Origin of the sequence: Halomonas sp. CnH100-B (assembly GCF_024124605.1) — a bacterium.
Lineage (GTDB): Bacteria > Pseudomonadota > Gammaproteobacteria > Pseudomonadales > Halomonadaceae > Vreelandella.
Genome location: NZ_JAMXRX010000003.1, coordinates 240,364 through 262,516, shown reverse-complemented (window position 1 = coordinate 262,516; position 22,153 = coordinate 240,364). Strand labels below are relative to the sequence as shown.

At 56.5% G+C, this 22,153-nt stretch carries 20 protein-coding genes; 9 read left to right on the top strand and 11 right to left on the bottom strand.

Translation table 11 applies throughout. The features are described 5' to 3' along the window. Nucleotides 1–7: 7 nt before the first annotated feature. The 4 genes from NH398_RS07945 (at nt 8) to NH398_RS07930 (ending at nt 2,888) form a co-directional block, all read left to right on the top strand. Nucleotides 8–586, top strand: a complete 579-nt coding sequence (locus NH398_RS07945) for a sigma-70 family RNA polymerase sigma factor (RefSeq protein ID WP_159343030.1) — start codon at nt 8–10, stop codon at nt 584–586. Between the two features lie 6 nt (nt 587–592). Next, nucleotides 593–793: a zf-HC2 domain-containing protein gene (locus tag NH398_RS07940; protein WP_253017727.1), complete on the top strand. Its 201-nt coding sequence runs from the start codon at nt 593–595 to the stop codon at nt 791–793. Then, complete coding sequence (locus NH398_RS07935) at nt 783–1,481, top strand: DUF3047 domain-containing protein (protein ID WP_253017725.1); 699 nt, start codon at nt 783–785, stop codon at nt 1,479–1,481. Before NH398_RS07940 ends, NH398_RS07935 begins: the two co-directional genes overlap by 11 nt. Nucleotides 1,482–1,619: 138 nt before the next feature. Next, nucleotides 1,620–2,888, top strand: coding sequence for a PAS domain-containing methyl-accepting chemotaxis protein (locus NH398_RS07930; protein WP_159343032.1), 1,269 nt, complete (start codon nt 1,620–1,622; stop codon nt 2,886–2,888). Nucleotides 2,889–2,980: 92 nt separating this feature from the next. Here the strand turns inward: NH398_RS07930 and NH398_RS07925 are convergent, their stop codons facing one another. From NH398_RS07925 to NH398_RS07915, 3 genes are all read right to left on the bottom strand, one after another. Further along, nucleotides 2,981–3,631: a peroxiredoxin gene (locus tag NH398_RS07925; protein ID WP_253017723.1), complete on the bottom strand. Its 651-nt coding sequence runs from the start codon at nt 3,629–3,631 to the stop codon at nt 2,981–2,983. A 103-nt stretch (nt 3,632–3,734) separates the two neighbouring features. Continuing rightward, nucleotides 3,735–4,772, bottom strand: a complete 1,038-nt coding sequence (locus NH398_RS07920; protein ID WP_159343034.1) for a CNNM domain-containing protein — start codon at nt 4,770–4,772, stop codon at nt 3,735–3,737. A gap of 97 nt (nt 4,773–4,869) precedes the next feature. Next, a complete protein-coding gene (locus tag NH398_RS07915) occupies nt 4,870–6,828 on the bottom strand; it encodes a diguanylate cyclase (protein ID WP_253017721.1) in 1,959 nt (652 codons plus the stop codon). A gap of 308 nt (nt 6,829–7,136) precedes the next feature. Between NH398_RS07915 and NH398_RS07910 the strand changes: the two genes are divergently transcribed. Continuing rightward, nucleotides 7,137–8,408, top strand: coding sequence for a PAS domain-containing methyl-accepting chemotaxis protein (locus tag NH398_RS07910; RefSeq protein ID WP_159343036.1), 1,272 nt, complete (start codon nt 7,137–7,139; stop codon nt 8,406–8,408). 92 nt (nt 8,409–8,500) lie between these two features. On the opposite strand, the gene NH398_RS07905 is transcribed toward NH398_RS07910, so the two are convergent. The 3 genes from NH398_RS07905 to NH398_RS07895 form a co-directional block, all read right to left on the bottom strand. Then, the gene (locus NH398_RS07905) at nt 8,501–8,968 is read right to left on the bottom strand and encodes an S-ribosylhomocysteine lyase (protein WP_253017710.1); all 468 of its coding nucleotides are present in this window, start codon (nt 8,966–8,968) and stop codon (nt 8,501–8,503) included. Nucleotides 8,969–9,022: 54 nt separating this feature from the next. Continuing rightward, nucleotides 9,023–9,370 carry an antibiotic biosynthesis monooxygenase gene (locus NH398_RS07900; RefSeq protein WP_062360950.1) on the bottom strand — a complete coding sequence of 116 codons (348 nt, stop codon included), beginning with the start codon at nt 9,368–9,370 and terminating at the stop codon, nt 9,023–9,025. Nucleotides 9,371–9,434: 64 nt separating this feature from the next. Beyond that, nucleotides 9,435–10,112 carry a haloacid dehalogenase type II gene (locus NH398_RS07895; RefSeq protein WP_253017708.1) on the bottom strand — a complete coding sequence of 226 codons (678 nt, stop codon included), beginning with the start codon at nt 10,110–10,112 and terminating at the stop codon, nt 9,435–9,437. 159 nt (nt 10,113–10,271) lie between these two features. Between NH398_RS07895 and NH398_RS07890 the strand changes: the two genes are divergently transcribed. The 3 genes from NH398_RS07890 (at nt 10,272) to NH398_RS07880 (ending at nt 14,389) form a co-directional block, all read left to right on the top strand. Then, entirely contained in the window at nt 10,272–10,958 is a 687-nt protein-coding gene (locus tag NH398_RS07890) for a response regulator transcription factor (protein WP_159343039.1), read from the top strand. Continuing rightward, on the top strand, nt 10,955–12,349 hold the full coding sequence (locus NH398_RS07885) for a sensor histidine kinase (RefSeq protein ID WP_253017706.1): 1,395 nt from the start codon (nt 10,955–10,957) through the stop codon (nt 12,347–12,349). Before NH398_RS07890 ends, NH398_RS07885 begins: the two co-directional genes overlap by 4 nt. A gap of 84 nt (nt 12,350–12,433) precedes the next feature. Continuing rightward, nucleotides 12,434–14,389, top strand: a complete 1,956-nt coding sequence (locus NH398_RS07880; protein ID WP_253017704.1) for a TonB-dependent receptor — start codon at nt 12,434–12,436, stop codon at nt 14,387–14,389. Nucleotides 14,390–14,460: 71 nt separating this feature from the next. Here the strand turns inward: NH398_RS07880 and NH398_RS07875 are convergent, their stop codons facing one another. Further along, complete coding sequence (locus NH398_RS07875; protein ID WP_253017703.1) at nt 14,461–15,894, bottom strand: aspartate aminotransferase family protein; 1,434 nt, start codon at nt 15,892–15,894, stop codon at nt 14,461–14,463. Nucleotides 15,895–16,139: 245 nt separating this feature from the next. Next, nucleotides 16,140–17,636, bottom strand: a complete 1,497-nt coding sequence (locus NH398_RS07870) for an NAD-dependent succinate-semialdehyde dehydrogenase (protein ID WP_253017701.1) — start codon at nt 17,634–17,636, stop codon at nt 16,140–16,142. A gap of 346 nt (nt 17,637–17,982) precedes the next feature. Between NH398_RS07870 and NH398_RS07865 the strand changes: the two genes are divergently transcribed. Beyond that, entirely contained in the window at nt 17,983–19,212 is a 1,230-nt protein-coding gene (locus NH398_RS07865) for a diguanylate cyclase (RefSeq protein WP_253017699.1), read from the top strand. Here the strand turns inward: NH398_RS07865 and NH398_RS07860 are convergent. The 3 genes from NH398_RS07860 to doeA are packed head-to-tail and all read right to left on the bottom strand — an operon-like array spanning nt 19,207 to nt 21,954. Continuing rightward, complete coding sequence (locus NH398_RS07860) at nt 19,207–19,689, bottom strand: Lrp/AsnC family transcriptional regulator (RefSeq protein WP_253017697.1); 483 nt, start codon at nt 19,687–19,689, stop codon at nt 19,207–19,209. The two genes, NH398_RS07865 and NH398_RS07860, sit on opposite strands and share 6 nt — an antisense overlap. An 8-nt stretch (nt 19,690–19,697) precedes the next feature. After that, a complete protein-coding gene (gene doeB, locus NH398_RS07855; RefSeq protein WP_253017690.1) occupies nt 19,698–20,729 on the bottom strand; it encodes a N(2)-acetyl-L-2,4-diaminobutanoate deacetylase DoeB in 1,032 nt (343 codons plus the stop codon). 25 nt (nt 20,730–20,754) lie between these two features. Beyond that, entirely contained in the window at nt 20,755–21,954 is a 1,200-nt protein-coding gene (gene doeA, locus NH398_RS07850) for an ectoine hydrolase DoeA (RefSeq protein ID WP_159343045.1), read from the bottom strand. Nucleotides 21,955–22,153: the final 199 nt, after the last annotated feature.

Genomic DNA, 22,153 nt, shown 5'->3' with positions numbered 1-22,153 from the left:
GGACACCGTGACCATCACCGCTTCGCTGGCCGCTACGCACTTCAGCCACATGCGCCCTCGCCTAGTCGCCTTTGCGCGCTTGCAGCTCAGAGATGCCGCCGCCGCTGAAGATGCCGTCCAGGAAACGCTGCTGACTGCCTTCGAAAAAAGCGCCACCTTCGAGGGCCGCTCAGAGTTCGAAACCTGGGTATTCGGCATTTTGAAATTCAAAATTCTCGATCAGCTGCGCCATCAAAAAAAGCAGGGGCGCTGGCAGCCGCTGAACGAGGATCTCGATGACGATACCTTAGACCGCCTGTTCGAAGCCAATGGGCATTGGCAACCCAACGCGCGACCCAACGACTGGGGGCAGCCTGAGCATGTGCTAGACAATCAACGCTTTTGGCAAGTGTTCGACGCCTGCATGCTCGCCCTCCCCGAGAACATTGCCCGTATCTTCAGCCTGCGGGAATTGATGGGGCTCTCCACTGACGATATCTGTAAGGAAACCGGCGTCTCCGAAACCAACTGTTGGGTTATTTTACACCGGGCTCGGCTGCGCCTTCGAGAGTGCTTAGAGCGCGGTTGGATTCGCGAGCAGGAGTAAATCCGTATGCTGATGTGCCGAGAAGCGACGCGCTTGATGTCGCTCAAGTTGGATAGAAAGCTGACCTTCAAAGAGCGCACGGCGCTGCGTGTACACCTCTCCATTTGTAGCGCCTGCCGAGCTTGCGCGCGCCAGTTCGATCTCATGCACGACCTAGGACACCGCCACCCTGCGGCCCCCGCCGGAGATGACCGCCATGACGCGTAGCCAAAGACCGAACCACACGCTGTCCTATGCGGCTTGGCAACGCTTGGTCATGGGCCTGGGCGTCAGCAGCGTCATCGCGCATGCGGCCTTGGCACAGGAGGTGCGCTTTACACCGGAGCGAATGATGACATGGCCAACGCGTAGCTTCGCTGGAGAAACGCAGTACCGGGTGGTGGAAAAATCCGGCCAGCGCGTGCTTCAAGCAGATGCCTTGGGGCAAGCCTCCGCTCGCTATCTTGAGCGAACCATCGACCTAAACGCCACACCGTATCTGCACTGGTGCTGGCAAGTGAGCGGTATCTACCCAGGATTGGACGAAACCACCCAAGCGGGCGACGACTATCCGGCGAGGGTGTACGTCGCCCGGAAAACCGGCCTGCTGCCTTGGCAAGTCGAATCCGTAAACTACGTCTGGGCGTCCCAACAGCCGCAAGGCACTCATTGGCCCAACGCATTCACCGACCGCGCCCATCTTCTGGCCCTACAAAGTGGCGAACACAACGTCGGCCAGTGGCAGGCAGAAGTCCGTGATGTGCGCGCCGACTACCGAACGCTGTTTGGCAGTGCGCCCGACGAGATTCACGGCATCGCCTTGATGAGCGACGGGGACAACGCAGGCGGCAGCGCCAGCGCCTGGTTTACTCATCTCGGGTTTTCCGCCACGGCGACCCCACCTACCTGCCCCTAATCGTTAACTTACGTTAAAACAGATACTTAACCTTACCATTGTGACATTTTGTGCCACACCGATACAAAACAGTGTTTTCTATAAGAAACTGGTCTATTCTAAGCGCATTTACAATACTGCGTTTGAGAGTCTGCCCCCATGTTCAGCCCCTTTTCCTCTGGAAATTTACGTGGCGCCCTGGCCCAGCACACGGCCTGTATCTACTTCTCTGTCGAGGGCATCATTCAGGATGCTAGCCCGCTATTTCTAGAAACGGTGGGCTACTCTCTGGACGAGATCAAAGGGCAGCATCACCGTATGTTCTGCTATCCAGAAGACACCCAGAGCGCAGCGTATACCTCCTTCTGGAAAGCGCTGGCCGCAGGAGAGGGTCAGCAAGGACGTTTTCGCCGTATCAATGCCTACGGTGAAGAGGTTTGGCTAGAGGCCACCTACGTTCCTATCAAAAATCGCCGAGGCAACGTCGTGCAGGTGTTCAAAGTGGCCAGCAACGTCACCGAGAAGCATCAGCGCGCCGCTCGTGAACGTGCCATCTTACAGGCGCTGGATAGCTCGATGGCGGTCATCGAGTTCACCCCCGATGGCTACATTCTGGACGCCAACCGCAACTTCGAGCAGGCCATGGGCTATTCGCTACATGACATCCGTGGCGAGCATCATCGTATGTTCTGCACGAAGGAGTTCTACCAGCAGCGCCCAGACTTCTGGAAGCAGCTCGCCAAGGGTGAGTTCAAGCAAGGCAAGTTCATGCGCTTGAATGCAAAGGGCCGCGTGGTATGGCTGGAAGCCACGTACAACCCCATCGTGGACGATGATGGCAAGGTGGTGAAGGTGGTGAAATTCGCCACGGACATTACCCGCGCCATGGAAGCATCCGAAGCCGCTCGCGCCACCGTGGGCAGCGCTCGTACCTCTTCCAATCAGACCGAGCGCATTGCACAAGAGGGGCTTGAGCATCTGCGTAAAGTCATCACTCACTTTCAGCATGCCAGCAGCACGCTGGGAGACGCGCAGCGCTTGATTAGCGATCTCAATACACAGGCAGAGCAGATCAATAAAACGGCCAACACGATTGCTCAAATTGCCAGCCAAACCAACTTGCTCTCTCTCAATGCGGCGGTGGAAGCCGCCCGGGCGGGCGAGCAGGGGCGCGGCTTTGCAGTCGTGGCTAACGAGGTGCGTCAGCTCGCCCGAGGCTCTAGCGATGCCGTCAACGAGATCACCCGAGTGCTCAAGGAGAATAGCGCCTTGGTGTTGCGCACCACTGAGGCGATGCAGCAGGTAGTGGAACAGGGACAAACCAGCCAGACCAGCGTGCAGGAGATCGAGTCGATCGTGAACGAAATTCTTCAAGGGGCACAGAGCGTTTCTCACTCCATTGAACGTCTGACGCTCGAACCTGCCTAACGGTGACGCCCTAGGAACACGAAAGCCCCGCCAGCTTGTGCTGACGGGGCTTTTTTAACGCGTACTATCTTTAACGCGTACTATCGGCGTGCTTAACGCAGCTTGGTCTTGCGCAGATAAGGCAGTACGGCATCAAACTCACCGAATTTCTGCTTGGCGTCTTCGTCTGAGACGCTGGGCGGGATGATGACATCCTGGCCAACCGTCCAATCCGCCGGAGTGGCAATGCCATGCTTTGCCGTGGTTTGCAGCGCGTCCAACGCGCGCAAAATTTCCGCAAAGTTACGGCCAACGGTCATCGGGTAGGTCATGGAAAGCTTGAGCTGCTTGTCTGGACCGATGATGAAGACCGAACGCACCGTAGCGCTGTCGGCGGGGGTGCGGCCATCGGGCAGGTAAGCATCTTCCGGCAGCATATCGAACAGCTTGGAGACCTTGAGACTCTCATCCGCAATGATCGGGAAGCCGACGCTGCTGCCGCTCACGGTTTCGATGTCGCCAGCCCAGCGCTTGTGATCCTCTACACCATCGACGGACACACCGATGACCTTGGTGCCACGCTTCTCCCACTCGGCACTCAGCGTTGCGACGGCGCCGAACTCCGTGGTGCATACCGGCGTGAAATCTTTTGGGTGTGAGAACAGAATCGCCCAGCTGTCGCCGATCCAATCGTGAAAACGGATCGGACCGTGGCTCGTCTCTGCTTCGAAATCAGGCACGACTGCATTGATACGTAATGACATCGTTGCTCCTCGTTAACGTGAAGTGGTTCTCATACCTTATATGACTTTCAACGCCTTCACTATAGAACGTTTAGCGCTAAAGACAATGAGATGACGGCGGCGTTCACTCTGCCGGTTTCACGTCTTTCTCTTCGCGTTTAATCCGCTTAACCCAGCGCTGTTTCGCGTAGTGGCGCAGGTTCGCCACGCTGTCGGTTTCATCGACGATATCTTGACCCAAGATAGTCTCGATAATGTCCTCCAGCGTGATCAGCCCCACGAAGGTGCCGTGCTCATCGTAGACCACTCGCATATGAAGGTGATCTTTCAACATGGAGGTGAAGACCTGCTCCACATTATTGGAGACGTCGACGCTGCCAATGGGATGCATCAACTCACGCATCGTTTTGGTGTCGTCGGCGTGGTACATATCGGCCTTATGCACATACCCAAACGCCTGCTCGCCGTTGTCCATCACCGGGAAACGGGTGAACGGTGCTTTCCCGTACTGCTCGTCGAATTCGCTGACGGTCATGTTCGGTGGCACGGTTTCGCACACGGTGCGCGGCGTCATGGCCTTGTTCACCAGAATATCGTGCAGGTTGAGCATGTTGATGATGGTGCGTGATTCGTCAGCATCCAGCACCTCCTCTTCGAGACCCACTCGCGCGAGCACTTTGATTTCGTCACGCAGGTCCACATCGTGCTCAGATTTGCCTAGGCGACGCGTAATTTGCTCCGACATCCAGATGAAGGGCAGCAGCCCAATGATCATCGGGTTCAAAAGCTTCGGCAACAGCGGAGCCAGGCCGCGCCAGTAGGTGGCGCCGATCGTTTTGGGGATGATCTCTGACAGGACCAGAATCAGCATGGTCATGACGGCAGAGACGATCGCGATGGAAGACTCGCCGAATACGACCGCCGCCTGGGCACCAACGGCCGTTGCACCAACCGTGTGGGCAATGGTGTTGAGGGTCAAAATCGCGGCTAACGGCCGGTCAATATTGGTTTTCAGCTTGGTCAGCGCTGTATGCAGCTTTGGATTGTCTTCTTTTTGCTTGGCAATGTAGCTCGGCGTAATCGACAGCAGCGCTGCTTCTAGAATAGAACACAGAAAGGAGAACGCGATTGAGAACGTAGCAATCGTGATGAGGAGGAACATGGAAGCTCTAGGTAGTGGGTGAAATAGCGTTATAGAGACTCGATCATCAGGTGTCAATCACTAGCCTAGGCAACTCACCGCTGCGCCGCCAGCCCACCTATGTAAAACTGGTCTCCTTACTCGGCATATGCCATCGAACGCGATTACGTCCCTCTTTCTTGGCGCGATACAGTGCCATATCGGCACGGCGAAGGTCTTCCTCCCAGTGCTCCGCGCTGCCTCTCGGCTTCACTTGGCAGGCACCAATGCTTACCGTGACATGTACTGCGCCTTCGCTGGTCAAGATGGGGGTCTCGGCGATCGCTCGGCGAAGTAGCTCCAACGTCGGGGCATCGTGGGTATCGTATAAACAGATACCAAACTCTTCGCCCCCAAGCCGCGCGACCAAGTCATCGGAGCGCAGCGAGTGACTTAAGCGGAACGCTACCTCTTGAAGCACTTCATCACCGACCTGATGTCCGTACTGGTCGTTAATCGATTTAAAATAGTCGATATCAATAACTGCAATAGAAAAAGTAAATTTAAGCTGAGAATAAAACGCCGATGTGCGCTCTATAAAAGCACGCCGATTGGGTAATTTCGTTAATACATCCGTTTCAGCAAGATAGCGCAACTGCTGTTCTGCATGGTGACGTGACTTTTCGACGTCCAAAGCATAAAACAGCGCACCCAATGTATCTAAAAGGGGCTGTAAAAACAGCGCATCCTCTTCGGTATAATCTTCTTCTTTATTGGCAAGCCCAATCATCCCAACGGTTTCATCGGCAATTTTGATCGGTAAACCCAAAAATCGCAGCAAGGGAGGGTGGCCTGCGGGTGTCCCGCGAGACGCATGATGCTGGCGAGGGCGATTGGCTAACACGACATGGCCACTGGTCACCACATGGCCAAACAGATTGTCTAGGTTGTTGAAAAATAGCTCGCCCCGTTGGTAGGCACGGTACTGCTCATTGGTCTCCTCGCTCCAGCTGATGTTCGAAAGCGCGTGGATGAACAGGGACTTCTCTCCGTCGCTTCGCACTTGCACCTGGCCGATCAGCCCAAACTGGCTCTCTGCGAGATGTAATAGCTCGTCGAAGATCAGCTCGCAGGAGTGGCGGATGTCTTTTTCGTGAAGAAAAACGCTCTGGGCGCGGTTCATGAAGTTGAGTAACTGCACCTGCTTTCGCTCACGCAGCTCGGCGCTCTTTTTGTCCGAAATATCCCGAGTCACGCAGGTTAAACGCAGTGGTCGCCCTGCGCTGTCGTTGGCGACCACTCGGCCGTAGGTGTTCACCCAGAGCCAATGGCCTTCGGCATGACGCATCCGATACTCGACGTTCAATACCTCGTCTTCCTGCGCCAAGTGCCGCCGAATGGCGTTGTTGACCGACGTAAAGTCGTCGGAATGAATCAAACTTTTCCAGAAGCTAGAGCGGCTCTCTACCTCATCGCTCTCCAGACCCAGCATCTCACACCAACGCTGGTTGAACACGTTGTGGTCGTTGGATATCTCCCAGTCCCAAACGCCTACGTCTGCGGACTCGATCATCATGGCGAAATCGCCATCGCTGATTCCCGCCCGTTGTTTATCAATCAGATGGATATAGTCGCTTATGAAATAGCTTAGCGACTCCAAAAAGCGCAAATCTTTGTCGGAGAGCGTATTAGGACGGCTGTCGATCAAGCACACGGCCCCCACTTCACGCCCACCTGCGGTCAGCGGAACACCCGCATAGAAGCGAATATGCGGAGCGGCTAGCACGAGCGGGTTATCACGAAAATCAGGATGCTGGCTGGCGTCCTCAATGACCAGCGGTGCCCTTAAGGCAACCACATGGCGACAAAACGCGTCCTCTAACGACGTGAAGTCCACGTCCAACCCCGACTTGGCGATGAACCACTGTTTCTGGCCGAGAACGGACACCAGCGCAATGGGGAACTCAAAAAAATCGGCGACCGACGCAATGAGCCTGTCCAATGCATCGTTATCGACGTCAGGGGATAATTTGTATTGACTGATGTGTTGCCAGCGTTTGTTGAGCATCACGTTATACCCTGGTGGCGCAGACTTCATTGCCCACATCATGAGCTTAGGTTTACTTTATCACGCGATGCAAGCAGCAGTGTCAATCCGTAAAAACCACTGCTTTTTCGGGGGCTATTAGTATCAATCACTTGAGTAAGAAAGTTTGCATTTTTTCACATTTTCCATGGGCCGATGCTTTAATTAAAACGTCTATAGTGGATAAAGGCTCGGCTTGAAAAAACATCGCGCACGGCTAATAAAAATTACCTTTCCAAGAAAAACCATGCCATGTTTATCTTAGGTGCCTCCCCTTGCGCCTCCTCCTGTATGGAACACTGAAAATAGAGAAGGCAACAATGCATACTCCTTTTTTAAATGCATCTCTTTATCAAGCGCTGCTTACTCACACTGCCTGTATCTTCTTTACACCGCAGGGAGTGATCAAACACGCCAGCCAGCCGTTTCTGGACGTCATGGACTGTCGGTTACAGGATATTAAGGGGCAGCACCACCGCATTTTTTGCGATGCCGCCGAAGCGCAACGACCAGAGTATCAGCAGTTTTGGCAAAAGCTTGCCAGAGGTGAAAGTCATCACGGCCGCTTTCGCCGTTTCAAAGAGAATGGTGACGAGGTATGGCTGGAAGCTACCTATCTACCGATTTGCTCGCGCTCTGGCAAAGTTACGGAAATTTTTAAAGTTGCCAATGAGGTCACCAGCAGCCACCAGGAAGCGCGACATCAAGATGCCTTGCTTCACGCCCTGCACCGCTCTATGGCGGTGATTGAGTTCTCTCCCGAAGGCTACATACTGGACGTCAACAAGAACTTTGAAAACGTCATGGGGTATCGTCGCGATACGCTGATTGGACAGCACCATAAGATGTTCTGCCGACCCGACTTTTACCGTCAACAGCCGAATTTTTGGCAACGCTTGGCTAAGGGGGAATTCAATAAAGGGCGGTTCGAGCGAGTAGATGCCCATGGTAAGACGGTCTGGCTGGAAGCAACCTATAACCCGGTGACGGATGCTGATGGCAATGTCGTCGAAGTCGTCAAGTTCGCCAGCGACATCACGCCACTGGTCGAAAAAGCCAATGCCACATCAGGCACCATCAGTTCGGCCCAGAGCAGCACCTCGCAAATCGAACGCACCGCCAAGGATAGCCTGGACCACTTGGATGAAATGGTGAAAGGCTCCGAGCAAGCTGCCCAAACCCTGGCAAAGGCGCAAGAGCTAATCGATGCACTGCATAAGCAGTCGCAAAGCATCAACACGATCACGGAGTCGATTGCCAAGATCGCTAGCCAAACCAATCTTCTGTCGTTGAACGCTGCCGTAGAAGCCGCTCGCGCGGGAGAGCAAGGTCGCGGCTTTGCGGTGGTCGCCAACGAGGTCCGCCAACTGGCGAAAGGGGCTACTGAAGCCGTCGACCAAATTACCCGCGTGCTCAAAGACAATAGCAGCCTAGTCGAACGCACCACGCAAGCCATGCAGCAGGTCATTCAGCAAGGCAAAGCCAGTCAGTCCAGCGTCAGCGAAATCGACGCCATTGTGAACAAGATTCTGCAAGACGCCAGAAGCGTCGCCCACTCCATCGAGCAGTTGGCGGCGGATACGCATATTTAGAGCGACCGATTTTCATGCACAGGGACGTGCACCCTTACACCAAAACGCCCCCATAAGGGGGCGTTTTGCATTCTGAATCGACGCAAGGCTGCTTACGCAAACACTTCCGTCCACTCACTGCGCTTGGCCAGCAGGCCTTTGGCGAGTTCTTGGGCGCCTTCCAGGCTGTGACTGGCGGCCCAGCCGCACTGCATTTCATTGCAGGCGGGTACTTCGGTAGCGGTGAGTACGTCGTTGAGGGTTTGCTCAATGATCGACAATACATCGTCGTAATCGTCGTGGTTGATTAGCGCGATGTAGAAGCCGGTCTGGCAGCCCATCGGGCTGATATCGACGACTTTATCGGTATGGTTGCGGGACATTTCCGCCATCAAGTGCTCCAGGGAGTGCAGCGCGGGCATCTCCATGTGCTCTTTGTTGGGCTGGCAGATCCGCAGGTCGTACTTATGGATACGATCGCCGTGTTGGCCCTCTTTGATGTCGGCCAAACGTACGTAGGGGGCTTTCACCTTGGTGTGATCCAGGTTAAAGCTTTCGACGTTCATCTTCTTTTCGGTCATGTTGGCTCCGTAGTCGCTCTCTTTCATTCGCCTATTCTACACGCTGAGCGTGAGTTACACCTTGGGAGCGTCGAAATTCCACGGCTCGTCGGTGTAAACGCACACGTTGGCGTCTTCGATATCGCCTTCTGGCGACTCGACATGCTTGGCGAAGAAGTCCTGAATTTCCTTACGCTGGCAGTGGGCTTCGAACTCTTCGCGACTGGCCCAAATCTCGTGGAACACGATCGGGTAGCTCGTGCCCTGGGCAAACGGGTTATCGATTTGGCGAGTCACCGTGTAGTGCAGACAGGCATCTTCGCGATGCGTATTGGGCTCCAGGGTCTGCAGCGCTTTGAAAACGGCTTCTTCTTTACCGGCTTTGGGTTTGAAGCTCGCGATGCAGTAGATTTTTTTCGACATGTCGTCTTCCAAGTTAAGAGTAAGGCTCACTTCCATTATGGGGCCGGTAGCGCGAGATACCAACCTAGCGCATCATCCGGTCTGCCAAGGTTTCAAGCTCGGGTACCGTCATATCGGGTTCAATCCCCCATGGATCGAACGGTGCATCGGAGTGGCGGCGTATCCAAGCACTGCGCAGGCCCGCGTGGGTGGCCCCAATCACATCGAACGGATTACTGGATACTAACCATGTTGCTTCCGGTCGCGTCTCCAGCCGCGTGCGGAGATAGGCGTAAACGGCCGGGTCGGGCTTGAAGCGCTTGATGGCATCGACACTCACCACGGCGTCCATATGGCTCTTCACCCCAGCGCGCGTCAGTAGCTGATTGACGGCCTCTTCGGTGCCGTTCGAGAACGCCACGCAGCGAATACCGGCATCGCGTAATCGATCCAGCGCTGGCACCACATCGGGGAAAGCGGGCAGCTCAGCATAAACCGCCATCAAATGGTCACGATCGTTATCGGACAGGCCGGTTTGTAGCGCGCGGTCCGTAAAGACCAGCGCTTCTCGTGTGCACTCGGCAAAAGGCACATACGCACCCATCAGGCTGTGCCGGAAGCTGTACTCCAACTGCTTTTCTCGCCAGCGCTTGGCGAACTCACCTGCCTTGCTGGCATCGCTCAGGCGGCGCTCCAGCTCGATGGTGACCCCCAGGGTGTCGATTAGCGTACCGTATACATCAAAAGCGAGTACCGGTTGCATAACGGGCTCCTTCTCAACGTTGATGGCTCCATGGAGTTAAGCGTAGCGGGCCGAGCGAAAACCTCCATTCATGTCGCGCGCCTCGCGTCTCCTCTTGCTAATAAGAATGTAAACAATCATTATTATCATTCACTGGCAAAATGCGTTTTCCAATTCCTCATGTCTGCCCCACAGCATCTTTTATTGATCGACGATGATCCCATCCTCGGCGAACAGCTGACCCATTTACTTAGCCAGCGGGAGTATCGTGTCACCCACTGCCTCGATGCCAACAGCGGCTTTCAACGCGCGCTAGAGGGCGACATTCACCTGCTGCTGTTGGACGTTCGGCTGCCCGGCATGAGCGGCTTAGAGCTGCTGTCAGCGCTGCGCAAAAATACCACGCTACCGGTGTTGATGCTGAGTGCCTGCGGTGCCGAAGAAGCGCGTATTCGTGGACTTCAGCATGGAGCGGATGACTACCTAGCCAAGCCGTTTCACCCACTGGAGCTGGTACTACGGATCGAAGCGTTGCTGCGCCGCACGGGGCTGCAGTCTGCCAACCTCACACACTGCTTGCAGGTGGATAGCCTCTCTTTCGACCCTGCACGGGTGGAACTCAAGGTATCAGGAACGCCCGTCGAACTCACTCCGCTACAGTTCCGTTTACTGTGGCTGCTGGCGCACCATCGAGGCCAAACGCTGAGTAAAACGTACCTGTATCATCGTTTATTTCAGCGCGATTACAGCCCGTATGACCGCAGTTTGGACATGCATGTGAGCCGTATTCGTCGCAAGCTCAGCGGCGCCGGTTTCGATGCGCTGAGACTGCAAACGCAACACGGGAAAGGCTACTGCTTACAATGAAACGGCGTTTGCTCTGGAAGGTGTGCGGCATCGTAGCGACCGGCGGCCTTGCCTTGGTGATCTCGACGTCGCTACTCGAAAAATGGGCAGAACGGCAAATGAGCGTGATTGCCCCGCATCATCAGCGCACCTTGGCCGACTGGGGAGCCACGGCCGAAGCGCTTTACCGCGCGGGCGATGACGCCGCATTGGCCGCTTGGTTAGAGGCTTTGCAAGCGCAAGAGAACACCTGGGCAGCGGTGGTGACCTCCAGCGTGACACCGGTGGCGGGGGGCACGCTGTCCGCCCAGTTCGAGGAGGGGTATCGGTTGGGCCGGTTGATCGAATGGCCAATCCACCTCTATTTTCCCGATAACCCCATCATGGACATTACCTTCGCAGGTGGCCACCGCCACTTCTTGATCACCCTACCCCAGCGTATGCGCCCCGGTAGCCATCTCAAGAGCATGATTTGGCTCGTCAATGGACTAATTCCTCTGTTGACGCTACTCGCTATTGGCTGGCTGCTATATCGACATATCAGCGGACCACTGCGCTACCTGCAGGATGCCACGACGGCCATTGCCGAGGGTCAGCCCCATGCCAACCGAAACCTACCGCCCCGGCATGACGAGTTAGGCGAACTGATGCTCCGGTTCGATGGCATGGCGAGCAAAACCCAAGCGACCATTACCGCCCAGCGGCAGCTGTTGGCCGACCTTTCCCATGAAATTCGTGCGCCGCTGACCCGTCTTAGCTTGGCGATTGAGCAAATGAAAGCGGGCGCTACCTCACCGGCATCGCTTGCCCGCCTAGAGCAGGAGAGCCAGCAGATGCGTCAGTTGGTCAACGACGCGCTGACGCTGGCCTGGCTCACCCACGAGACACCGGCGGTGGGCAACGACACGTTTGATTTGGTCGATTTGCTGGATGCTCTGCTGGATGACGTGCGCTTTGAGTATCCCGATCACCGCTGGTGCGTGTCGCTGCCCGAGAGTGCTCTGCTAATGCACTCCAACCAGCGAGCGCTGGGCCAGGCGCTGGAAAACCTTTTGCGCAACGCCTGTCACTATTCATCTGCGCCGCACGAGGTCGCCAAACCGCCGACGGTGACACTCACCTTAAGCGCCGGGCCACATAGCTATCAGTTAACGCTACGCGATAACGGCCCGGGGGTAGAGGCGTCGAAGCTTCCACACGTGTTTACGCCCTTCTACCGCACGGCGGAGGCGCGGCAATCGCGCCCAGAGGGTACCGGGCTGGGACTAGCGCTGGCACTGCGTCATATCCAGGCAGTGCAGGGGGGTATCAGTACGCGTAACCATCCCCAGGGCGGTTTGGAACACGTCATCACGCTGCCAAAGAACGCTGCCCAGCCGCACGTTGCATTCTCCTCCCGCCGCCAGTTGTAACAGTTGTAAAAACGGTAGCCAACGACACTCTCTCAAACGAGAATAATAATCAAATAGAAAAACATTGGGAGCCTCCTCGTTATCATGCCGTCAACCGCTCGTTTTCTACGTCACCCCCTCGGCCTGACGATCGCTGCGCTGATGAGCAGCGCGGCCTTTGCTCAGTCGTCGCCAACGCTAAACACCGTCCACGTCGTGGCGGAAGCGCTTCACCACAGCGATAGCGTGGTAGACGCCGACACGCTGGAGCGTTACCAAGCCGACGACCTAGGCGATCTATTTGACCAAGACCCGCAAATCAGTGTGGGGGGTTCGCTCGGTATTGCACAGAAGCTTTACGTGCGTGGCGTCGAAGACCCGCTGCTAAACGTCACCATTGATGGCGCGGCGCAAAGCGGCAGCCTGTTTCACCATACGGGACGTATTGGCGTCGACCCAGCTCTGCTCAAGCGTGTCGAAGTCACCACGGGTGCTGGTCGAGCTACCGACGGCCCAGGTGCCCTAGGCGGTAGCGTCCGCTTCGTCACCAAAGACCCGGATGACCTGTTACGCAACGGCGAGCGATTAGGCGGGCTATTGTCAGCGGGTGCGGGTACCAACCCAGAGAGTTACCGTATCAGTACCACGCTATTTGGACGCGTCAACGACCAGTGGAGCGCCATGGGCACGCTCGTCGAACGCGACCAGCAGCGTTATGAAGATGGCAACGGCAGCGAACAGGCCGGTACCGAGGCCAATCAACAGTTGGGGCAAGTGAAACTGCTAGGGGACTTTGGCGCCCAGCGTTTTACGCTCAGTCACGAGATTCGTCAGGACGAGGGCGAACGCGCCCAGCGCCCGCAGTGGATCGTGAGCGGTTTCAACCGCCTCTACACACTGGACGCCGAGCGCCAAACCAGCACGCTCAACTATCGGCTGCGCCCGCAAGGCCAACAGCGGCTCGACCTGGAGGCCACGCTGTACCACACCACCGCCGATGTGGAGCAAAACGTTGCCGACCGCTGGGGACGCTACTTTGGTGAATCCGCTTCCACCGGGCTGACCATCGCCAACACCAGCAGGGTAGGTAGCCATCGACTCACTTACGGCCTTGATTATCGTGACGACGAGGTCACGGCGGGCTATGCCGATAACCCTACCCAGGAGCGTGAAAGTGGCGACATTGCTGGCGTCTTCTTGCAAAACGCCCTACAGCTCACCGATGACGTTCAATTGGGGCTAGGCGCCCGCTATGACCGCTACCGCCTAACCGATAACAGCGGCCTCTCCTACCGCGAGGATGACATTAGCCCCAATATCGACGCCCAGTGGATGGTAACTGACCAGATCACCCTCAGTGCCGCTCATGCTCGCGCGTTCCGGGGCCCCAAAGCGCACGACGCGTTCAAGTTAGAGGGGGCAACCAATGCGCCGGACTTACGCGGTGAACACGCTCGCAACAGCGAACTCGCAGCGCGCTTCGAGCAAGGCCCCTGGCAGTTCAGCGCGGAGCTGTACCGCTCTACTATCGACGACGTCATTGCCGACCCGCTGGGTCGCCCCACGCGTTACCAAAACGTGGGAGATCTAGAGTCCAATGGTTATGTGCTCAGTGCGAATTACCAGTGGGCGTCACTCTCCGCCGGGCTCAGTTTCCATCACAACGACATCGAACTGAATGGCCAGCCGCTCACCGTCTATGAGTACAACGGTATTGGTAACACGGTGGGCGATACGTGGACGGCGCAGGTGGATTACCACGTCAACCGCGCTTGGCAGGTAGGCTGGCGGGGCCAGTTCGTCGAGGGGATCGACGCGCTGGATACCTCGGTAGGCACCATCGGTAAACCGGGATATGGCGTGCACGATGCCTACGTTCGCTGGCTACCCACCCAAAGCGACGACCTCGCCGTCACGCTGACCGTCAATAACCTGCTGGATAAACAGTACCTGGACCATGCTAGCAACGCCGACTTCGAGCACATCCCCGGTTATGAGGGCATCGTGGGGCTGGCAGAGCCGGGTCGCGATATTCGTCTCGGCGTCAACTACCGCTTCTGATGATGCGCTAACACGACACTGCCCGCAGCAAGCGGGCAGTGTGTGTTTCGCCAATCGGGTGATCGCTGGCGTTAGATCGTGAAGGCCGCTTCTTGCTGGCCCGTTTTCAGGTCGCCGGAGCGCACCAGCTCGTCGGTCACGCGGTCGATGGCACGTTTGGCGCGGCCGATCATGTCGTCTACTTCGCCACGGTTGATGGTCAGCGGCGGAGCAAAGCCAAGAATGTCGCCTTGGGGCATGGCACGGGCAATCAGGTTCTCTTCCATGGCCGCCGCAGCAACACGCGGGCCGACTTTCAGTGCGGGATCGAAGTGCAGGCGCTGCTTGGCATCCGGGGAGAACTCCAGCGCCGCCATCAGGCCAACGCCGCGCACATCACCCAGCAGCGGGTGGCCTTCGAACGTCGCTTTTAGCTGCTGCTGGAAGTAGGCGCCGGTTTCCGCCGCGTTACCCACCAGATTTTCGCGCTCGATGATGTCCAGATTCGCTAGGCCTGCGGCACAGCCCAGGGCGTGGCCTGAGTAGGTCCAGCCGTGGCCGATGGGGCCAAATTCACCGGTGCCCTGCTCTAGTACCTTCCATACTTTATCGCCAACGATCACGCCCGACAGCGGCTGGTAGGCGCTGGTCAGGCCTTTGGCGATAGTGATCAGGTCAGGCTTCATATTGTAGTGGTGGCTACCGAAGTCGGAACCGGTACGGCCAAAACCACACACCACTTCGTCGGCAATCAGCAGTACGTCGTACTTATCCAGTACCGGCTGAATCGCTTCCCAGTAGCCTTCCGGCGGCGGCACGATACCGCCAGTGCCAAGTACCGGCTCGCCGATAAAGGCGGCAACGGTGTCCGGGCCCTCTTCCAGAATCATCGCTTCGAGCTTATCCGCACAGTAGGCAGAGAATTCCCGCTCGGTCATGCCGTGCTGCTCGGCGGCGCGCAGGTAGTAGTGCGGCGCTTCGGTATGACGAATGGTTTCGATGGGCAGATCGAAGTGGTCGTGGAACGCTTTCAGGCCAGTGAGTGAGCCAGACGCGATGCCAGAGCCGTGGTAACCGCGCATGCGCGAGATAACCTTTTTCTTCTGCGGGCGACCCAGTACGTTGTTGTAGTAACGCACGATTTTGAGCTGGGTTTCGTTGGCGTCAGAGCCAGACATGCCGTAGTAGACTTTGGACATGTTGAGGCCTGCGATTTTCAGCACGCGCTCGGACAGCTCGATTTGCGGCTCGTTGGAGTGGCCTACGTAGGTGTGGTAGTAGGAGAGCTCCAGCGCCTGCTTATAAATCGCTTCTGCTACTTCGGTGCGGCCATAGCCGATGTTCACACAGTAAAGACCTGCAAAACCGTCGATGAACTCGCGGCCATCTTTATCAACAATATGAATGCCTTTACCGCCGGTGATGACACGGCCAGGCAAATCGCCATGGGCGAAGTCGCGCAGATGGGTAGAGGCGTGGAAGGTGACTTTGCGGTCGCGTTCGATCAGATCCTGATGCAAGCTCATAACGTTCTCTCTGTACGATAAACCTCCCCAAAAAGTGGAGAGGTTATTTAAATAGTGAAGGCTTCCGGCTGGTTAGGCACACACGAACACGCTGTAAACCCCTCCCTGGGCGCTCGGCTTTTTCATCTGACCGCCATGGATGGCGGGAATGCCGGAACTGCATGGAGCTCTTTCCGGCCCTGAAAAAGACGGTTCGCTTAGTACCTAACCAGCCTCCCTTGATCCTTAAGTATCTGCTCTCTTTTTTAACTACCCGATACGGAACCCAGCGCCCCAAGGCAGTAGTACTTCGTTTCCAGGTACTCATCGATACCCGTCGCGCCACCTTCACGGCCAAGGCCGGACTGTTTGACGCCGCCGAAGGGCACGGGCGGGCCGGTCATCTTCACGGAATTGACGCTCACCATGCCGTACTCCAGTGCGCGCATCAGCTTCCAAATACGACGAATATCGTGGGTGTAGATGTACGCGGCCAGGCCGTATTCGGTGTCGTTGGCCATCTCGATCACTTCGTCGTCGCTACTATAAGCGGTAATGCCGGCCACCGGGGCAAAGTTCTCTTCCCGCCATACTTTCATTTGCGGTGTCACACCGGTCAGCAGCACGGGCATAAAGAAGTTGTCGCCCGGCGCTTGGCTCTGGTCGCCCGCCACCATCGTAGCGCCTTGGGAGATCGCGTCGTCCACAATCGCGGCTGCTTTTTCGACCGCTTGGCGGTGAATGAGCGGGCCAAGATCGACTTCGCCGTGCAGGCCATTGCCCACGGTAAGGGCGGCCATACGCTCGGTGAACTGGGCCACGAACTCATCGTGAATCGATTCGTGTACCAGAATCCGGTTAGCGGCTAGGCAGTCTTGCCCAGCGGTTTGGAACTTCGCCGCTACCGCCGCATAGGCGGCTTCTTTCGGGTCCATATCTGGCCCGACGATAAACGGCGCGTTGCCCCCCAGCTCCAGCGAAAGACGCTTCACGGTGTTCGCGCTTTGCTCGATGAGCAGACGGCCAACGCGGGTGGAACCAGTGAACGAGAGCGCACGAACACGCGGCTCGCTGCACAAAATCTTGGATACTTCCGCAGGCTCGCCCAGCACCACGTTGAAAATACCTTCTGGAATGCCCGCTCGCTCAGCAAGCTCAGCCAGCGCCAGCGCCGAGAACGGCGTTTCGTTGGCGGGCTTCACAATCACCGGGCAACCTGCGGCCAGCGCGGCAGCGGCTTTGCGGGTGATCATCGCCAGCGGGAAGTTCCACGGCGTAATCATCGCGGCAATGCCCACCGGCTCTTTAATGGTGCCAAGCGATGCGTTAGGAATGTGGCTCGGGATGGTCTCGCCGTAGGTGCGTTTGCCCTCTTCCGCGAACCAGCGCACAAAGCTTGCGCCATACTCCACTTCACCACGGGCATCGGGCAGCGGTTTGCCCTGCTCCAGGGTCATGATGGTCGCTAGGTCTTCGCGGTTGGCTTGAATCAGGTCGTACCACGCCAGCAGGCGTTCGCAACGCTCGTCGGCGCGCAGTGCCCGCCAGTGAACGAAGGCCGCTTCGGCTGCATCCACCGCCGCAGTGATTTGATTCGCCTCCAGCAACGGAATATGGCCAATGGCTTCGTTGGTGGCAGGATCAAAGACGGCCTCTTCGCGGCCGCCTTCACCATGGGTCCACTTGCCGTTCACGTAGGCGTACTGCCGGAACAAGCGCGGGTCTTCCAGGCGTTTCACGAGCGTGGTCGATAGTGTGGTCATGGGAACCTCCCCAGGTTGCAGCCAGTACGATGAGGCCCATTAAGGGCGACACACCGTGCACATCAAAAGGGTTATCACAGCGGCCCAATGGCCGCGCTGAATTGATGTACTTAGCGTAAGGGAGAACCGCCTTGAAGTGTTTTTGAAAGCGCAGCTGATTTCAGCCACATTTTTTGTGGCGAGGCCATTTATAACGTTTTTTTTTGGTGATGACGCATGCCCGCAGTCATAGCGATCTCTGCAATGCCTTTAAACTACGAAAAATTGTGGCAGCCGCCTTTTACTTGCCCTTTTCTATTGATTCCCGGTTAAGCTGAAGTAGCCCTATAGGCCGGGAGATCATGTTGTGTACCGACCCACTTACTATCAACAATTGTCAACGCGCATGGGCGCGATGACGGTACGCGAGAAGTACGACATTGACCGCCATGATGAGCGGATCAAGACGTTGCGGCTGCTGACCACGCTTCTCGCTATCTTCTATTTCTCCTACACGTTGGTAGATATCTATCTGCTGCCAGATATTGCTCTGCGCTCGGTGCTGCTTCGCGGTCTGGTCATGCTTCCAGTGACATTTTTTCTCTTTGCCTACTACAAACGCCCTGTTTCGATTCGCCGTAAAGAGCTAGCAGCCGTCCTTGTCATTTGTTTATCAACGGTCGTGTGGTGCGCCATTTTGCTTGGCTCTGAGAATGAGCGAGTGCTCAGCTATTTTTATGCGGGCCTTGTCTTTCTTATGGTACTGACCATCGTTTTAACACCGCCTTTCGAACAGAGTCTCTATAGCTCGCTTTTCGTATTCGCTTGTCTTTACTCGTCTATTTGGTTTTTATCTGGCGCAACAAGCATTTACGTCATTAATCATTTATCGCTGGGCGCTCCTATGCTGGTGCTCACCTTGATTGCCAATTACCGCTTTTCTGCTGAATCTTTGCGGCTCTATTTAGAAAACGTCAGCGTGGAGCAGCTTCGCGAAGAGCTGGCAGCCCGCAATGCAGAACTCGAAAGGATTTCTCATATTGACCCATTGACGGGTCTGACCAATCGCCGAGGCTTGGCTCGCTACGCGGATGATTTACAGCAGCATCCCAACGCGCAACACTGCATTGCCGCCATTATTATCGATGTAGATCACTTTAAAGCCTTTAACGATTTTTACGGACATTCAGAGGGAGATAACTGCCTGCGCGACGTTGCTAATGCTATTCGTAGCGCCTGTCGATCGGACGATGTGGTATGTCGTTTTGGGGGCGAAGAGTTTTTAATAGTTCGATCAGATCAAAGCACCCAGACGAGCCATGTACTCGCCTTTGCAGAGAACATTCGCTCCAAGGTCGTAGAACTGGCCATCCCTCATCAGCCTACCCAGGAGAAAAAAGTGACTATTAGCATTGGCGTTTATATAGGCACACTGGGTACAGATACAGAACTAGGCCAGTTGATCAAGTCAGCGGATGCAGCCTTATATGAAGCGAAGCGACAAGGCCGCAACCGTGTTCGATTAAGTCAGCAACTTAGCGACGAATCCTCTCATCTGCCTAAGCGGTCTACCTTACATATGGATAATCCGCTATAGCGCAGCGTTTGTATCCGTTTCAATACCAATAGGCGCATGCTTTACGGTCTTCGTCACGATATACGTAAAGTAGCGCTCAATGCCCACCTCCGACACCAGCCATTTATCCATCAAGCGCTGGTAGCTATCGATGGTGCGGGCTTCGAACTTCACGAGATAATCGACGCCGCCACCAACGGCCACGCACTCGGTCACCTCGGGAGTTTGCATCACCAAGGCCTCAAAGCGGGCAAAGCTGTCGGCGTTGTGCTGTTTGAGCTCGATCTGTACCCACACGGGGTTGCGCGGCACCAACACATCGGCATTGATGCGCGCGGTGTAGCCCTCGATCACCCCGGCTTTTTCCAGGCGCTTCACCCGTTCCCAGCAGGGGCTGACCGAAAGGTTAATCGCCTCGGCAAGCTTCGATTTGGTGATGCGCCCGTCCCGGGAGAGGATATCGAGGATTTTGAGATCAAAACGGTCCAGTTTCATCATGCCGGGGGCTACGCCTCCAGGCGTTCGACAACATCGGCGATCACCGCCAGGGTGTCCCCCATATTGATCAACGACGGCGCACGGCGGGCCATAAGAATGCCGTCACGCTCAGCTTGGTAGGCCACCGGAGCCGTGCCGCTGCGGGTCATGTCGTAGACGTAGGCGATGGTTTGGCCTTTCTTCACTTCATCTCCCAGCGCCACTAACAGCTCCAACACGCCGGAGTGTTGGCTCTGCACGTAGCAACTGGCATCCGGCATATCGAGGTACATCTGCCCGCCTTTGGGCATCTCCACGTCACCAGCTACCAAGCCGTAATGAATTAAGAAGTTACGCACGCCACGCTCGGCAATGGCAATGCTTTGCGGCGTAGAGGTGCCGCCGCCGCCCAACTCAGTGGCCACAAACACTTTGCCCTGGCGCTCGCAGGCGGTGTCGAATAGCTTTTCGGCATCCAGCTCGAACATCACCATGGCGTAAGGTGCACCAAACGCTTTGGCACCTTCTAAGGCTGCCTGCTGCTGCTTTTTGTCGTCCAATACGTGAGACGCACCAAACGGCAGGATATCCAGCGTGCGGCCGCCGGAGTGCAGGTCGAGCACCACATCGCTCATGGGCACCAGCACGCGGGTGAAGTAGTCGGCAATTTGCGAGGTCACCGTGCCGTTAGGGTCGCCAGGGAAGCTACGGTTCAGGTTGCCTTTGTCCATGGGCGAGGTGCGTTTGCCCGCCATCACCGCGGGAGTATTCATACAGGGTACGATGATCACGCGACCGGTCACGTCTTCCGCTTTCAGCGTTGAGGAGAGCTTCAACAGCGAGGTGATGCCCTCGTACTCATCGCCATGGTTGCCGCCGGTGAGCAGCGCCGTGGGGCCTTCGCCATTCTTGACTACCGTGACGGGAATCATCACCGCGCCCCAAGCCGATTCATCGGTGGAGATTGGCAGCTTTAAAAAGCCGTGCTGCACGCCGTCGGCGTCGAAATCAACGGTGGCGGAAATGGGGCTTGGCCGCAGTTGGTTCGGTTGATGCGTCATTGTGTGTCCCTTGTCTTGTGCGCGGCTATTTAACGAACAGCTGGCGGGGAAAGTTTGCCAGGGTTTCGCAGCCGTCTTCGGTAATCAGAATGCTTTCGGTAATTTCCAGGCCCCAGTCATCGACCCAGAGGCCCGGCATGAAATGAAACGTCATGCCGGGCTGCAGGATGGTTTCATCCGAGGGGCGCAGGCTCATGGTGCGCTCGCCCCAGTCGGGCGGATAGGAGATCCCGATGGGGTAACCACAGCGGGCACCGCCACGGTCAAAGCCGTATTTATCCATCGCAGCACCCAGCGCCATGGCGATATCTGCCGTGCGGTTGCCGGGCTTGGCAACGGCTAAGCCGTTTTCGATCCCTTCCAATAGCGCCGATTCCGCACGAATGAAGTCGGTGGGAGGTGTGCCCAGAAAGACCGTGCGCGACATAGGGGCGTGGTAGCGTTTAAACACGCCAGCAATTTCGAAGAACGTGCCCTCTCCGGTACGAAACGGCGTGTCGTCCCAGGTTAAATGCGGGGCAGCTGCGTCTTTTCCGGTCGGCAGCATGGGCACGATGGCCGGGTAGTCACCACCGAATACTTTGCCGTTTTCGTCGATAAACCCTTCGATACCGACACGATAAATTTCTGATACCAGTTTGCTCTTGGGCAGGCCAGGTTCGATCACTTCAAGAATGCGCGAGTGCATCCCTTCGACGATCTTGGCTGCCACGCGCATGTAGGCAATCTCTTGGGGCGACTTGATCGCCCGGCACCAGTTGACCAGCGCGTTAGCATCCATAAACCGCGCATGGGGCAGCTCTTTCAATAGGCTCTGATACGCTTTGGCGGAGAAGTAGTAGTTGTCCATCTCCATGCCAACCACGCCGGTATGCCAACCACGGTCAGGCATGATCGATTGCGCCAGATACTCCATCGGGTGCATATCGGGGTTCTGGACGTAATAATCCGGGTAGTAGGTGATGTTGTCGGGATGAATCCAGCAAGTACGCAACGCGCCGTTGGCATCCATACGGCGACCAAACCATACCGGCTCGCCTTCCAGCCCCACCAATACGCACTGGTGAACGTAAAATGACCAGCCATCGTAGCCGGTCAGCCACGCCATGTTGGAAGGGTCGCTGACGATCAGTACATCGATGCCGCGAACGGCCATTTCAGTACGCACCTTCCACAGGCGGTTCGCATACTCTTCACGAGTGAAAGGCAGGGAAACCTCAGTCATCGGGCAACTCGCCATCAAAGATCACTAAGAACCAGCACAAGCCAAAGCGGCTTGCCGCGCTGGGCCACAGGATCGACCTGGCCACCGCCGCTGTTGGCCCGCCAATGTCGTCTTAAGCCGATACTAGCACCCACCCTTGGTTGCCGGTCAAAACCTTTATGACAAAAATTTCATATGCCGTTAACGCCCCCTTCATTCG